Here is a 13,783-nt window from a genome sequence, read left to right as displayed (position 1 = left end):
CATGGATACCAAGGCTGCCGTCATCGCGCTTCTGAGCGTCTGGGGAGTTGGAACCGCAGCCTGCCTACCGGCAACCGCCGAAGAGGCAGCGATCGAAGACGAAGGCGACAGCGACAATCCGCTGCTCAACAAGGTCTGGGTCCAGCAGGGCGAGTCGGCCAGCCCCGGCACCATGCAGATCTTCCTCGCCGACGGCACGCTCGTCAGCGATAGCTGCTGGGAGACCTATCGCCTCTCCAAATGGCAGCAAGTCTCCGACACGGCGATTTCCTGGGAAGAAGACGGCATGACCATCAATGCCGATATTTCGTCCCTCACGGCCGACGAACTTATCCTGTCCCTCAAGCTCGGCAGCGACGTCGTCGAACAGCGCTTTGCGCCCGCGACTGTCCCCACCGTCTGCCCCGACATGCCGCGCTAACCAATTCGGCCAGGCGCGACACTCAATGTGAGCAGTCTGCTAGCTAGATGACGACCTGAGTGCCGATTTCCACCACGCGACCGGTGGGAATGTGGAAGTACTCGGTCGCGTCGCTCGCATTGCGGGCGAGACGGATGAACAACCGGTCCTGCCAGAAGCGCAACGGCCCACTCTTCTTGCCCAGTTTCAGCGAACGTCGCGACAGGAAGAACGATGTCGACATGATGTCGAACTTCCATCCGAGCTTGCGCGCCAGCGCTAAAGCCGTCGGAATATTGGGCGTTTCCATATAGCCGAACGTCACGACGACGCGGAAGAACAGCTCGTTATAGGCATCGATCGTCACCTTCTCATCATCAGGCACGCGCGGCGAAGCCGAAGTCCGAACCGTCAGGATGACGTTCTGCTCGTGCAACACCTTGTAATGCTTGAGAGAATGCAGCAGCGCCGTCGGCGCGCCCTCGATATCGCTGGTGAGAAAAATCGCCGTGCCCGGCACCGTGGTCGGCTTTTTCTTGGCGAGATTGTTGACGAGGAATTCCAGCGGCACCTCGTCGCGCCGAGTCTTTTCCGACAGGCGCCGACGTCCGGCCATCCAGCTCCACATGATCAGCGCCACGAACAGCGCCACCGCCGCCGGCACCCAGCCGCCCTGGAACAATTTCGAGACATTGGCGGCAAAGAACCCGCCATCGATGCAAAGATAGGCCACACCGAAAAGCACCACGGCAATCGGATGCCACTTCCAGTTGCGCCACATGACGACAACAAGCAGCATCAGCGTCACGATCATCACGCCCGATACAGCAATGCCGTAAGCATTTGAAAGTGCGGAGGAACTGCCGAATGCAGCCACCAGGACCAGCACGCCGATCATCAGCATGGAATTGATCTGCGGCATATAAATCTGCCCGCTCTGCGTCGCCGAGGTGTGGTGCACCACCATGCGCGGCAGCATGTTGAGAGCAATCGCCTGCTGCGTGAGACTATAGGTGCCAGTGATCACCGCCTGGCTGGCAATGATGGTCGCCATGGTCGCGAGAATCACGAAGGGCAGCAGTCCCCATTCCGGAATCATCTCGAAGAACGGGCTCGCGACATTGTCGACGCCGTGGCTGATCACATAAGCGCCCTGACCGAAATAGTTGAGCAAGAGGCAAGGAAAGACCAGGCCGAACCACGCCAGAACGATCGGCTTGCGGCCAAAGTGACCGAGATCGACATAGAGAGCTTCCGCACCGGTCACGGCCAGGAAGATGGCGCCGATGACGACGAAGGCGATGCCGAAATGGGTGACGAGAAACTGAACACCCAGCAAAGGATTGATCGCCCACAGAATTTCCGGGTGCTGAATAATGTTTGAAAGACCGGCAATCCCAAGCGTCAGGAACCAGATAGCAGTCACCGGGCCGAAGACGATGGACACTTTCGCCGTACCGAATCTCTGCACCGCGAAAACGCCGAGGATTAGAACCAGCGTGATCGGGACAACCCAGCGAGTCATCCCCGGCTGCACCAGCTCAAGGCCTTCGACGGCCGAGAGCACCGAGACGGCCGGGGTGATGATCGCGTCGCCGAAAAACAGCGCCGCGCCGAGCACGCCGAGGGCGGTAATCCAGACGGGCGGATTGGTAAAAGTCTTGCGCGCCAAGGCCATAAGCGAGAGCGTGCCACCTTCGCCATTGTTGTCGGCACGGGTCACGAAGAACACGTACTTGACCGCAACGGTCAGGGTCAGCGCCCAGACGATCAGCGAGAGAAGCCCCAGCACTTCAATATCCGAGGAAGCGGCCCCTGGCCGCACATACATGGCCTGCCGGAAGGCATAGATCGGACTGGTACCAATGTCCCCGTAGACGACGCCGATTGCACCAAGGGTAAGGATGGGCAGATTGCTTTTCGCATGGCCAATATGGTCGGCCGCCGCGATACCAGCCTGATGGCCGGTGGTTTCCGCTTGCGTCATGAGCTTTGGGGCTCTCTGTTTAAGGGCGGGCGCCGCTATACACCCGGCACCTTACACAAACAACACCATAAGCGTAACGGATTCAAAAACGAGACAGGGGCCGCCCCTTGCGGAGCGCCCCCTGCTGCAAACGAGACCTGGAGGTCCTCGTAACTTATTCGGCAGCCTTGGCGGCAGCGGCGTCTTCTTCGCGCGCAGCCTTGGCAGCCTCGCCCCACCAGATCAACTGGTCGAGCATGTCCTTGGCCGAATTGCCGATCGAGCCTTCGATTTCGGTGAGCGACTTGGTGCCACCAAAGCCCGGATGCACGGCCATGAAGTCGGCGCCGGCAATGTGGACGGCCGAACGGGTCGAAACCATCTGCAGCTCTATACCGATGGTGCGGAGGTTTTCTATGGCGCGAGCGCCGCCGACAGTGCCGTAACCCACTGCGCCGAAAGCCTTCTTGTTCCAGTTCACATAGGCCTGGTCGAGAGCGTTCTTGAGGGCGCCGGTGATGGCACGGTTGTATTCGGCAACGACGAAGATGAAGCCGTCGAATTCGGAAATCTTGTTCTGCCAGCGAACAGCTTCAGCGTTCTGCGACGGCATCCAGGCGTTGGAAGCCATTTCGTCAAAGAACGGGAGCTGGAAATCGCGCAGGTCGACGATTTCGGCGTCGATTTCAGGGCGCTCATTGGCCTTGTCCAAAATCCACTGGGCGGGCTTTTCGCCGAAGCGGGTGGGACGGGTGGACGAGATGATGACGCCGATCTTGAGCTTGGACATTTGGGTGCCCTCCTTGGTAACAAAACGTAACTGAGGCGATATATGTGCCTGCCTCAGTTTTGCTCAAGAGGGCACCCGGTTGTGGTCCGGCGACATGGAGGTCACCCAGTCACACCAATGTAAGTATAGGAAATCTCAGCTTTTTCGTCGATTTTCGGGCATTTTCGGGAAAGGACAGCAGCCTTGTCTCTTGGGAGCCAACTCAGCGTTCATTAAAGCAGAACGATGAGCCCCTATTTTTCATCGAGCACTGCGATGTAGCGCCGCGTGGCTTCGGCGAAACCCAGCAACAATGCATCGGCAGTGATTCCGTGCCCGATTGACGCTTCCGCCACGCCCGGCACGGCAAGCTGGAAGGCCGGCAGGTTTTCGAGGGTCAGGTCGTGGCCCGCATTGACGCCGATCCCAATCGACAGCGCCGCAGCCGCGGTTTCCGCAAGCGCCGTCAGTTCGGCCTGTGCACGCATGGGGTCGGCATAGCAGCCACCATAGGGCCCGGTGAATAGTTCGACGCGATCGGCACCGGTGGCCTTTGCGGCGGTCACGCCCTCAAGACCCGCATCTGGATCACAGAACAGCGAAATGCGACGGTCACTACGCTTGAGACGCTGGACAACCGAAGTGAGAAAATTGCCCTTTCCGACGAAATCCCAGCCGTGGTCGGACGTCGCCTGCGCCGGATCATCTGGTACCAGCGTGACCTGCTGCGGGTTGACGTCCTCGATCAGCTCCAGGAAATCGTCGCTCGGATAGCCTTCGATATTGAATTCGGCATCCGGATATTCCTCGCGCAACAAGGCGCTGAGGTCATAGACATCGGTCCGGCGGATATGCCGCTCGTCAGGCCGCGGATGAACGGTAATGCCGCTGGCGCCCGCATCCATCACCACGCGCGCAATGCCAGTGACGCTCGGCCAGGGCAAATCGCGCCGGTTGCGAAGCTGAGCGACGGCATTGAGATTGACGGAAAGCAGGGTCATGGCGCGGACTCGGTAGGAATTTTGTTCTTCCTATACCGGATCGTCCGCGCCGCCCAATCGAACCTTTTGATAGGTCTTATGAGAGATGTGGCGGATAACCCGTCACATCCCTTCGGCGCCGCGCCCGATGGCTGCAAGGCCGGTGCGAACCACTTCAACGAGGCCGAGCGGCGACATGAGGGCAATGAAGCTATCGATCTTGTCGGGCTTCCCGGTCACTTCGAAAACGAAGCTTTCCACCGTCGCATCGATGATATGCGCGCGGAAGGCCTCGGCAAGGCGCAGCGTCTCGGCGCGGTGATCGCCCGTGCCCTTCACCTTGATCAAGGCGAGTTCACGTTCGACATAGTTGCCTTCGGCAGTCAGATCATGCACCCGGTGCACGGGCACCAGGCGCTCGAGCTGCAGCTTGATCTGAACCAGTGTCTTGGGCGTGGCGATGACGACAACCGTGATGCGACTAAGTCGCCGCCCATGTTCGGTCTCGCTGACAGTCAGGCTCTCGATATTGTAGCCGCGGGCCGAGAAGAGGCCGACGACACGGGCGAGAATGCCCGGCTCGTTATCGACGAGAACCGAGAGCGTGTGTCGCTCGGTCTGCTGGGTTTCCTGCGTCAGGAAATAGGCGGAGCCGGTAGGCTGGAGATGTGCGTTCATTTGTAAAAATCCTCCGCAGCGCCTAGACCAGCGCCCTTCCCTTCTCGTCGATGATAGACCCGAGATTGGCGGTATCGGGCAGGATGATTTCGTTATGCGGCTTGCCCGACGGAATCATCGGCAGGCAGTTCTCGTCCTTTTCGACGATGACGTCGAAGAGCACCGGGCCGTCATAGTCGAGCATTTCGGCGATAGCGGCGTCGAGTTCGGCCGGGTTCTCGCAGCGGATACCTTTGCCACCATAGGCCTCGGCCAGCTTGACGAAGTCGGGCAGTGATTCCGAATAGGAATGCGCATAGCGCGAACCATGCAGCAGGTCCTGCCACTGGCGAACCATGCCCATGCGTTCATTGTTGAGAATGAAGATCTTGATCGGCAGGCGATACTGCACCGCCGTCGAGAGTTCCTGCATGGTCATCTGCACCGAGGCTTCGCCGGCAATGTCGATCACCAGCGCATCGGGATGCGCCACCTGCACGCCGACCGCAGCCGGCAGGCCATAACCCATCGTGCCCAGGCCACCGGAGGTCATCCAGTGGTTCGGCTTGTCGAAGTGGAAGTGCTGGGCAGCCCACATCTGGTGCTGACCGACTTCGGTGGTGATGTAGACTTCCTTGGACTGCTTCTTGGTCGCCTCATAGAGACGCTGAATGGCCCATTGCGGCTTGATGACCGTGTCCGAATTCTTGAAGTTGAGCGAGCCGACGGCGCGCCACTTCTCGACCTGCTTCCACCACGGGGCAATGGCTTCCGTGCGCGGCTGGTTGGTCTTGCTGCGCCAGATGCGGATCATTTCCTCGAGCACGCGATTGCAATCGCCCACGATCGGCACGTCCACGCGGATGATCTTGTTGATCGAGGACGGGTCGATGTCGACATGGATCTTGCGGCTATTGGGCGAGAAGGCATCGATGCGGCCGGTGATGCGGTCATCGAAGCGCGCGCCAATATTGATCATCACGTCGCAGTCGTGCATCGCCATATTGGCTTCGTAGGTGCCGTGCATGCCGAGCATGCCCATCCACTGCGGGTCGGACGCGGGGAAAGCGCCGAGGCCCATCAGGGTCGAGGTCACCGGGAAACCGGTCAGTTCGGCCAGCTCGCGCAGGTTTTCCGAGGCTTCCGGGCCGGCATTGATCACGCCGCCGCCAGTATAGAAGATCGGACGCTCGGCCTTGAGCATCAGGTCGACCGCAGCTTCGATCGCCTTGAGGTCGCCATCGACCTGCGGACGATAGGACGCGTGGCGCAGCGTTTCGATCTCGGGCTTGTAGTATTCGCCGACGGCGAACTGGATATCCTTGGGGATATCGATGACCACCGGACCAGGACGGCCGGTCGTGGCGATATGGAAGGCCTCATGCAGCACGCGCGGCAGGTCGTTGACGTTCTTGACCAGATAATTGTGCTTTGTGCACGAGCGGGTGATGCCGACGGTGTCGCATTCCTGGAAACCATCGGTCCCGATGAGGGTGGTCGGCACCTGGGCCGTGATGCAGACGAGCGGGATGGAATCCATCAGCGCGTCGGTAAGACCGGTCACGGCATTGGTGGCACCGGGACCCGAGGTCACAAGGACCACGCCCGGCTTGCCGGTCGAACGCGCATAGCCCTCGGCCATGTGCGTCGCGCCCTGCTCGTGACGAACCAGAATGTGCTGGACCTGATCCTGCTGGAACATCGCGTCATAGATCGGCAGGGCAGCACCGCCCGGATAGCCGAAGATATGCTCAACACCCTGATCCGCGAGCGCCTGGATCACCATTTCCGCGCCGGTCATTTTCTCGGCCATTTGCGCTTCCTACTCCTCGTGCCCGCCGTACCGGGCGTTACGTCCTTGACGCCTTTCAACCGCCTTGGCGGAAAAAAGGCAATAAAAAAGGCCCCTTTCGGGACCTGTGTTCGGCGCACCAGCTATCGCGCGGGGTTTTACCCCACGTTGCCGATGCGCCTACCTACTACGAGAATGAGTGCCCGCACGGGACCTCTCCAAAAAATTAGTCGCGCATTGATTGGAGCATTGCAACGAAACTGTCAAGGCTCGCTTTGCACCCGAAGCTTCGTCATATTCTCCTCCCCTCCCCAACCGGCCATCCCGACGACATGAACAGAAATCCGCTCGACAAGGAGCTGCAACACATCTCGGGCATGAATACCGCCAGCCAGGCGCTGGTTCAGCGCATGGCGGCACCGGGCCTGGCGATTCTGTTTTTGGCGCTCGTCGCCATGTGGGCCGGTGCTGCCGTGGGTCAGACGCCGACATCCATCGTCGTCGTCATAGGCGCCATCGTGGCCGGGTACATGGCGCTGAATATCGGCGCCAATGACGTGGCCAACAATATGGGCCCTGCGGTCGGCGCGCGTGCTTTGACCATGCCGGTGGCCCTTCTCATCGCCGCCATCTGCGAAGCGGCAGGCGCATTGCTCGCCGGCAGCGATGTCGTCGAAACCGTGGCCTCCGATCTCCTGGTAGGGTTCAACATCGCTCCGACCAGCTTCGTTCTGGTGATGATCTCGGCACTGCTGGCGGCGGCCATGTGGGTGCATCTGTCGACCTTTATCGGCGCCCCGGTGTCCACCACCCATTCCATCATCGGCGGCGTGACGGGCGCCGGGATTGCCGCTGCGGGCCTCAGCGCCGTGTCCTGGCCGGATATTTTCATCATCGCCTTCGGCTGGATGGTCTCGCCCATAGCCGGGGGAGCCATAGCGGCACTGCTGCTCTTCCTGACCCAGGTGACGATCACCGGACGAATAGACAAACTGCGCGCGGCACGAACCTGGGTTCCCGTCTTCGTCGCCGTCATGGTCGGAACGTTCACGATGTATCTGGTCGACAAGGGTCTTCAGCATGTCTGGGCGCGTGGCGCCGTAACCATCGTCACCCTTGGCCTGATTGCGGCGGGCGTCGGCTGGGCGATTGCCTTTTCGAGGGTGCGGCTGCGTTCGCTTGCACTGGAGAATCGCAAGAAGCATGTCGCAACGCTTTTCCGCCTGCCGCTGATCCTGGCGGCAGGCCTGCTCTCGTTTTCCCATGGCGCCAACGATGTCTCCAACGCCATCGGCCCCCTCGCCGCAGTCGTCTCCATGCTCTCCCGCGGCACAACGGATGTGAGCACGGACCTGCCCTTCTGGGTTCTCTCCATCGGGGCTTTCGGCATTTCAGTGGGTCTGGCGCTTTTCGGCCCACGCCTGATCCGCACGGTCGGTGAGCAGATCACCAAGCTCAATGAAATCCGCGCCTTCTGCGCGGCGCTTTCGACAGGCCTTACCGTGCTGGTTGCCTCGGCATTGGGCATGCCGGTTTCGACCACACATATTGCCATCGGCGCGGTTTTCGGCATCGGCTTTCTGCGCGAGTATCGCTCGCGCCGGGAAATGGAACGCAAGTCCGTGCCGATCTATGCCCGCTTCGTCGATCCACGCGCCTTGAACGCGACACCGGAAATGGCCTTTGCCAATGCACGCGAAGCCGATCATCGCCGACTGATCCGTCGCCAGAGCGTCTATGGCATCATGGGAGCGTGGGTGGTCACCCTGCCCTCCTCCGCCCTCCTGGGCGCTTTGGTGTTTTTCCTCGTCAGCCGGTTCGCACTCTAAGCGCGGCGCTTTTCGGCGCGTGCATCGTGAAAGCCAGCCACGAGATCCGCCAGGTCGCGATGCGCCAGTAGGCGGCGCGACTCGCGCACAGTCACCCAGTGGCGCAGGCGCTGTCCCTTTTCCTTCCAGCTATCGAGTTGCTGGGTAACGCGCAGCGGATAGAGATCGATATCGATGAGCTTGTAGCCGCCGGAACCGGCCACCGCGCGATAGCTGCCGATCGGCTCCTGCTCGACCTCGCCCAGAACGCCGGCTTCCTCATAGGCTTCGAGGGCAGCGCTGTCCCATGGCGTCAGATCGGGTTCGATGGCGCCTTTGGGAAAAATCCAGCGCCCGCTGCGCCGGGACGTCACGAGCAAAAAGGCCATGCGTCCGTCCACAACCGCATAAGGCAGGGCGCCGACCTGGCGGATCAAACCCGGTGGAGCTTCGGCAGTTTGCCAATCCTTGAAGAGACGTCGCAGCATATCGAATTCGAACCTTTCTCAAACGAGTTGAGACCGATTCCCTGTCATAAGACAGAGGGGCCCCGAAGGACCCCTCAAAATTCCGTTGCTGAAGCGATTAGCTCACCAGGGTCAGTTCGGTTGCCGAAACCTTGCCATCGCGGCCAGTCTGCAGTTCGAAGCTGACCTTGTCGCCTTCATAGAGGCCCTGCAGGCCGGAACGCTGCACAGCAGAAATGTGCACGAACGCATCCTTCTCGCCATTGTCGGGCGAGATGAAGCCGTAGCCCTTGGTCGTGTTGAAGAATTTCACGGTACCGGTAATGGCAGCCATGTTGAACCTCGTGGTCTGTAATACCGCAACTTGCGGTGGGAGGGTTTATTCGGCCCCAGAGAGGGTTCCGAACTTACGATGCACCAGATCAGGAGGTAGCCTAGATTCCGGAAAGCCGGTCGTTCAGGTAACGCAAGTCGAGTGGCACGTATTTCGGGATTATTGCGATCCGCCGTGAAATTATCAAGGCAATATCGACAGTTGGACGTAGAACACCCGGTCGGTGGGGGCGCCGGCCGGGTGTCTTCGCAGCATGATGGCGGTTTGGGGACGACTACCGCCTCAGCGAAATTTAGCCACGCGGGCAGGTGTCGATATACTGGCTGCCATCGCGACGCTGATAGACGCAGCGGTTGTTGCTGCCCTGAACGCGGCCGAGCACATCGCCCGCAGCAGCGCCAACAACGGTGCCGACGCCAGCACCCACAACCGTTCCCAGAAGGCTGCCGCCGGTTGCGCTGGCACCGACAACAGCGCCACCGAGAGCGCCGACTGTCGCACCCTGCTGGGTCGACGTGCATGCAGCGAGGGAAAGGGTAGCGGCAACGATAATCAGGAACTTATGCATGAGATCCTCCAGGACTGATCGGACGATTAATGTTCGGTCGGAAGTTTAGTTCCAGCCGCCACTCAAGAAATGTTGAATCATTCGTTAAGTAAACCCCGGAATATTCCTGCAGCCGCCACGCCGAGCCATCCAAGGATCATGCCGCCGCCGCCAATGGGCGCCGCGCCGGGGAAAAGCGAGGTGCCGATCCAGTGCCGAATGGCGAGGTCGGCGACGAAGATAATGCAGCCAGCCGTCAGCATCAGGCTTGCGATGGAGAGTGCCCAGCTCCGCCCCATGAGACCCAGGACGAGCAGGACCGGCGCATGAGCCAACGCCATGGCCGAGATGGCGGCGAGATTTCGTATATCTTCGCCATGCGAGGCCATCGCCGCCGTGGCGACGCCGATTGCCCCGAGCAAGCCCGCCACGCCAACCAGAACGCGCCGCACCCAATCACTCATTTCCGTCCCCACCTTCCAAGCCAGATGCCTTTCGACTAGAGCATGGCGGTGTGTGTGGGAAACGAAAATGACCGAGATTGTCGCACCGTCGCAGCAGGCGGCGGGCACGAGCACTGAAGCGCCGACCAGTTGGGCCACTGAATTCCGGGCAACTTTTGCGCTCGCCTGGCCGCTCGTCATCGCCCAGCTCGCCCAAAACATGCTGCACACGACCGACGTGATTCTGCTCGGCTGGCTCGGTTCGGAATACCTTGCCGCCGGCACACTGGCGACGACGTTCCTGATGCCCTTCCTCGTCGGCGGCATCGGCGTGATCGGCGCTGTTGCCCCGCTCGTGGCACAAGCCCGTGGTTCTCGTGATATCAAGGCCGTGCGCCGTGTCGTGCGGCAGGGTTGCTGGGCGGCTATCCTGCTGGCCACCGTGCTTGTGCCGCTGGTTTTGCAGATCAGGCCGATCTACCGGGCGCTCGGACAGGATGCCGAGGCCACGGAGATGGCCAACCAGTTCATCCAGATTGCCGCCTGGTCGCTGTTTCCCGCTTTTGGGATCATCTCTTTCCGCTCGCTCATGTCAGCCTATGACGCCACCCGCGCCATTTTGGTAATTACCGTACTGGGTGTGCTGGTCAACGCCGTGACCGCCTATGTTCTGATCTTCGGCCATTTCGGCTTTCCTCGGCTGGAACTGCGCGGCGCGGCCATTGCGACGACGCTGACCAATGTGGTCATGCTCATCGCCATGGTGCTCTATGTGGTGCGCCATCCGAAGCTGAAGCGCTTTCATGTGCTGGTGCGCTTCTGGAAGCCGGATTGGCCGCGTTTCCGCGAGATTTTCCGTATCGGTACACCCATTGGCCTTACGGTCGTGGCAGAAGTCGGGATGTTCACCGCGGCGGCCCTGCTGATGGGGCGCCTCGGCACCGACGAGGTCGCGGCTCATGCCATTGCCCTCCAATGCGCCTCGATTGCCTTCATGGTTCCGTTGGGGCTCGGTGTTGCCGCGACGGTGCGCGTCGGCATGGCTTATGGGCGTGGCGACGCCGAAGGCATTCGCAAGGCCGGGTGGACCTCCTTTGTCATGGGGACGGCGTTCATGACGCTGTCCTGCATCTCTTTCCTGACCCTCGGCCCGCATATCGTGACAGTGTTCCTCGATCCCCACGTTGCAGCCAATGCCAATTCGCTGACCCTGGCGGCCTCGTTCCTGATCGTCGCTGGCGTGTTCCAACTCGTCGATGGCGCCCAGGTGGTTGCGGCGCATTCGCTGCGCGGGTTGAGCGACACCAAGGTGCCGATGGTGCTGGCCATTGTCGGCTACTGGATGGTGGGGTTGCCCGTTGCCTACATCCTCGGCTTCATCGCGGATTGGAAGGGCATCGGCATCTGGATCGGGCTGGCGGCAGGGCTCGCTTTCGTGGCCGTGGTGCTGGTGACGCGCTTCGTGTTGCGGGAGCGGATCGGGCTTTTGGACAAGATGCGCCAGCCGGCCTGAAGTCAGGCCTCGATCGGCTTGCCTTCCAGCCCGAGCCGGGGCCAATCGCCCATGCGGTTTCGGAACCAGGTGCGCTGGCGCTTGGCATATTGATGCGTGGCGATGATGGCGAGGGTGATGGCGTCCTCACGCGTTTGCACGCCGTCGAGCCAATCGCCGATTTCGCGCACGCCGATGGCTTTCATGACCGGCAGGGATGGGTCGAGATTCTGCGCCCGCAAGGCCTCAACTTCTTCCACGGCGCCGCTCGCAAACATGGCTTCAAAGCGCAGGGCAATGCGGGCGCGGAGCACGTCGCGATCGGGAGAGAGGACGAAACGCTCGATGCTCCAGTCGTTCAGGAGACCGGATTGCGGATTGTCCTGAAAGGCGGAGAGCGGCTTGCCGGTGGCGCGCTTGACGGCGAGAGCGCGTGTGACGCGCTGCGGATCGGCGACTTTCAGGCGGCGCGCGGTTTCGGGGTCCTCCTCCAGGAGCAGCGCCATGCGGCCGGCTTCATCGAGGTCTTCGATCTCGCGCTGAACCTGCAAGGTCAGCGCCTGCGAGATTTCCGGAACATCGGCGAATCCATTTGTCAGGGCTTCGAAATAGAGCCCTGTTCCGCCAACGAAAATCACCTCTCGAGAGGGATCAATTTCGCTGAGAATTTTGCGGACGGCTTCGAGCCATTGGCCCGTGGAAAATCGCTGCGATGCCGCTACGGTGCCATAGAGGCGATGCTCGGCCTGCGCCTCTTCCTCGATCGATGGGCGGGCCGTGACGACGCGGAGCGTGTCGTAGACCTGCATGGCGTCGGTGTTGACGATAATGCCGCCACTGGCGCGGGCACGGGCAAGCGCCATGCTCGACTTGCCGCTGGCAGTCGGACCCGCTATCAGGACGGCGCTTCTCTGGCGCGTCACCCTTGTCTCCCGAAAGTCATTTTCGCCATGCCGGTTCTCAGCCTCATCGCCAATCCCGCCGATTCCGATCTCGACGTCTCGCTTGCGGCCGCAGTGGTGCAGCAAACCGGCGGAGAACTCAACTGGCTGAACCATGAGGTCGCCTGCGATATTCTCGAACCCAAGGCGCCGAATGCCCTGGATATCGCCCGCGAGCTGATTGGCAGCCGGCGCGTCGACGCCAATGTTGTGCCGACCGAAGGCCGCCGCAAGCAATTGCTCGTTGCCGACATGGATTCCACCATGATCGAGCAGGAGTGCATCGACGAACTGGCGGCCGCGCTCGGGCTCAAGGCCCAGGTCGCCGAAATCACCGAACGCGCCATGCGCGGCGAACTGGATTTCGGCCAGGCGCTCGATACGCGCGTGGCCCTGCTCAAGGGGCTGGAACGCGCCACTATCGAGGAGATTCGCCGCGAAGCGATTACGCTGACGCCGGGTGGGCGGGCGCTGGTCCACACCATGAAGGCCTATGGCGCTTTCACCTCCCTGGTCTCGGGCGGCTTTACGTTCTTTGCCGATTATTTTGCCAAGCGGATCGGCTTTGATGAGGCCATTGCCAATGTGCTGGAATTTGACGGTGATCGGCTGACCGGCACGGTGCAGAAGCCGATCGTCGACAAGAACACCAAGCGCGAGCGGCTCGAAGCGCTGGCGACGGACCGCGGGCTCGATCTGAGCCAGACCATGGCCGTGGGTGATGGCGCCAATGATCTCGACATGATCGGGATCGCCGGATTCGGCGTGGCGCTGCATGCTAAGCCTGCCGTGGCGGCCGCTGCAGGGTATCGGATCGACCATGGCGACCTGACGGCGCTGCTTTACCTGCAAGGCTATGCCGAGGACGATTTCGTCCGGTAGGCGCGCAGCACAAAACGCCGCCCGGCCCTTTCGGCTTGCGGTTGCACGGTCGCGACGCCCTTCGGGCGCACGGTGAAAAGCGGCTTTCGCCCCGAAATCTGGATAAGGAAGAGGCGAAAGCCGCTTCGCACGTCCGGGATTTTTTGCGCACGCATCGAGCGGTCCCCTTTTGGGGTTTTACGGTCCAGATCGCCGTCGGAAGCATCCGAAGATGCAACGGGGGCTTTCTGCCGCTTGACCGGTGGTCAGCATCCACGCACTCGCCCAGGCGACCCCGAGCGACCCGACTCCCCGCCCGGCACTTC

General features: G+C 61.2%; 14 protein-coding genes. 4 read left to right on the top strand and 10 right to left on the bottom strand.

Going from position 1 to position 13,783, the window contains the following annotated elements; translation table 11 throughout:
• The first annotated feature begins 1 nt into the window (after position 1).
• The gene (locus J7557_RS02680) at positions 2 to 421 is read left to right on the top strand and encodes a hypothetical protein (RefSeq protein WP_291417072.1); all 420 of its coding nucleotides are present in this window, start codon (positions 2 to 4) and stop codon (positions 419 to 421) included.
• 43 nt (positions 422 to 464) lie between these two features.
• Here the strand turns inward: J7557_RS02680 and J7557_RS02675 are convergent, their stop codons facing one another.
• The 5 genes from J7557_RS02675 to J7557_RS02655 form a co-directional block, all read right to left on the bottom strand.
• Complete coding sequence (locus J7557_RS02675; RefSeq protein WP_291417070.1) at positions 465 to 2,387, bottom strand: potassium transporter Kup; 1,923 nt, start codon at positions 2,385 to 2,387, stop codon at positions 465 to 467.
• A gap of 154 nt (positions 2,388 to 2,541) precedes the next feature.
• Positions 2,542 to 3,156, bottom strand: coding sequence for an NADPH-dependent FMN reductase (locus tag J7557_RS02670; protein WP_291417068.1), 615 nt, complete (start codon positions 3,154 to 3,156; stop codon positions 2,542 to 2,544).
• 233 nt (positions 3,157 to 3,389) lie between these two features.
• The gene (locus J7557_RS02665; RefSeq protein ID WP_291417066.1) at positions 3,390 to 4,136 is read right to left on the bottom strand and encodes a pyridoxine 5'-phosphate synthase; all 747 of its coding nucleotides are present in this window, start codon (positions 4,134 to 4,136) and stop codon (positions 3,390 to 3,392) included.
• 102 nt (positions 4,137 to 4,238) lie between these two features.
• Positions 4,239 to 4,793 carry an acetolactate synthase small subunit gene (gene ilvN / locus J7557_RS02660; protein WP_035087177.1) on the bottom strand — a complete coding sequence of 185 codons (555 nt, stop codon included), beginning with the start codon at positions 4,791 to 4,793 and terminating at the stop codon, positions 4,239 to 4,241.
• A gap of 22 nt (positions 4,794 to 4,815) precedes the next feature.
• Positions 4,816 to 6,585 (bottom strand): acetolactate synthase 3 large subunit, encoded by a 1,770-nt coding sequence (locus J7557_RS02655; RefSeq protein WP_291417060.1) that lies wholly within the window; start codon positions 6,583 to 6,585, stop codon positions 4,816 to 4,818.
• A 311-nt stretch (positions 6,586 to 6,896) separates the two neighbouring features.
• Here J7557_RS02655 and J7557_RS02650 point away from each other — a divergent pair, with 311 nt between their 5' ends.
• A complete protein-coding gene (locus J7557_RS02650; RefSeq protein WP_291417058.1) occupies positions 6,897 to 8,393 on the top strand; it encodes an inorganic phosphate transporter in 1,497 nt (498 codons plus the stop codon).
• Here the strand turns inward: J7557_RS02650 and J7557_RS02645 are convergent.
• The 4 genes from J7557_RS02645 to J7557_RS02630 all read right to left on the bottom strand — a co-directional run bounded on the left by J7557_RS02645 (position 8,390) and on the right by J7557_RS02630 (position 10,184).
• On the bottom strand, positions 8,390 to 8,860 hold the full coding sequence (locus tag J7557_RS02645; protein WP_291417056.1) for an NUDIX hydrolase: 471 nt from the start codon (positions 8,858 to 8,860) through the stop codon (positions 8,390 to 8,392). The two genes, J7557_RS02650 and J7557_RS02645, sit on opposite strands and share 4 nt — an antisense overlap.
• 97 nt (positions 8,861 to 8,957) lie before the next feature.
• The gene (locus J7557_RS02640) at positions 8,958 to 9,173 is read right to left on the bottom strand and encodes a cold-shock protein (protein WP_291417054.1); all 216 of its coding nucleotides are present in this window, start codon (positions 9,171 to 9,173) and stop codon (positions 8,958 to 8,960) included.
• Between the two features lie 292 nt (positions 9,174 to 9,465).
• Positions 9,466 to 9,741, bottom strand: a complete 276-nt coding sequence (locus J7557_RS02635; RefSeq protein ID WP_056307157.1) for a glycine zipper domain-containing protein — start codon at positions 9,739 to 9,741, stop codon at positions 9,466 to 9,468.
• 77 nt (positions 9,742 to 9,818) lie between these two features.
• Positions 9,819 to 10,184: a DUF423 domain-containing protein gene (locus J7557_RS02630; protein WP_291417050.1), complete on the bottom strand. Its 366-nt coding sequence runs from the start codon at positions 10,182 to 10,184 to the stop codon at positions 9,819 to 9,821.
• A 67-nt stretch (positions 10,185 to 10,251) separates the two neighbouring features.
• Between J7557_RS02630 and J7557_RS02625 the strand changes: the two genes are divergently transcribed.
• Positions 10,252 to 11,676, top strand: a complete 1,425-nt coding sequence (locus tag J7557_RS02625) for an MATE family efflux transporter (protein ID WP_291417048.1) — start codon at positions 10,252 to 10,254, stop codon at positions 11,674 to 11,676.
• 2 nt (positions 11,677 to 11,678) lie between these two features.
• On the opposite strand, the gene miaA is transcribed toward J7557_RS02625, so the two are convergent.
• On the bottom strand, positions 11,679 to 12,578 hold the full coding sequence (gene miaA / locus J7557_RS02620; protein ID WP_291417046.1) for a tRNA (adenosine(37)-N6)-dimethylallyltransferase MiaA: 900 nt from the start codon (positions 12,576 to 12,578) through the stop codon (positions 11,679 to 11,681).
• A 27-nt stretch (positions 12,579 to 12,605) separates the two neighbouring features.
• Between miaA and serB the strand changes: the two genes are divergently transcribed.
• Positions 12,606 to 13,478 (top strand): phosphoserine phosphatase SerB, encoded by an 873-nt coding sequence (serB, locus tag J7557_RS02615; protein WP_291417044.1) that lies wholly within the window; start codon positions 12,606 to 12,608, stop codon positions 13,476 to 13,478.
• Positions 13,479 to 13,783 lie beyond the last annotated feature (305 nt).

The organism is Devosia sp., assembly GCF_017744655.1.
Taxonomy (GTDB): domain Bacteria; phylum Pseudomonadota; class Alphaproteobacteria; order Rhizobiales; family Devosiaceae; genus Devosia.
This window is presented reverse-complemented; position numbering and strand designations above follow the sequence as displayed.

Bases quoted from the DNA above. Each gene is read 5' to 3' on its own strand.
- J7557_RS02640 (WP_291417054.1), bottom strand. From the start codon at position 9,173: ATGGCTGCCATTACCGGTACCGTGAAATTCTTCAACACGACCAAGGGC.
- J7557_RS02645 (WP_291417056.1), bottom strand. From the start codon at position 8,860: ATGCTGCGACGTCTCTTCAAGGATTGGCAAACTGCCGAAGCTCCACCG.
- J7557_RS02625 (WP_291417048.1), top strand. From the start codon at position 10,252: ATGACCGAGATTGTCGCACCGTCGCAGCAGGCGGCGGGCACGAGCACT.
- J7557_RS02670 (WP_291417068.1), bottom strand. From the start codon at position 3,156: ATGTCCAAGCTCAAGATCGGCGTCATCATCTCGTCCACCCGTCCCACC.
- J7557_RS02630 (WP_291417050.1), bottom strand. From the start codon at position 10,184: ATGAGTGATTGGGTGCGGCGCGTTCTGGTTGGCGTGGCGGGCTTGCTC.
- ilvN (WP_035087177.1), bottom strand. From the start codon at position 4,793: ATGAACGCACATCTCCAGCCTACCGGCTCCGCCTATTTCCTGACGCAG.
- J7557_RS02665 (WP_291417066.1), bottom strand. From the start codon at position 4,136: ATGACCCTGCTTTCCGTCAATCTCAATGCCGTCGCTCAGCTTCGCAAC.
- J7557_RS02650 (WP_291417058.1), top strand. From the start codon at position 6,897: ATGAACAGAAATCCGCTCGACAAGGAGCTGCAACACATCTCGGGCATG.
- J7557_RS02635 (WP_056307157.1), bottom strand. From the start codon at position 9,741: ATGCATAAGTTCCTGATTATCGTTGCCGCTACCCTTTCCCTCGCTGCA.
- serB (WP_291417044.1), top strand. From the start codon at position 12,606: ATGCCGGTTCTCAGCCTCATCGCCAATCCCGCCGATTCCGATCTCGAC.
- J7557_RS02675 (WP_291417070.1), bottom strand. From the start codon at position 2,387: ATGACGCAAGCGGAAACCACCGGCCATCAGGCTGGTATCGCGGCGGCC.
- J7557_RS02680 (WP_291417072.1), top strand. From the start codon at position 2: ATGGATACCAAGGCTGCCGTCATCGCGCTTCTGAGCGTCTGGGGAGTT.
- J7557_RS02655 (WP_291417060.1), bottom strand. From the start codon at position 6,585: ATGGCCGAGAAAATGACCGGCGCGGAAATGGTGATCCAGGCGCTCGCG.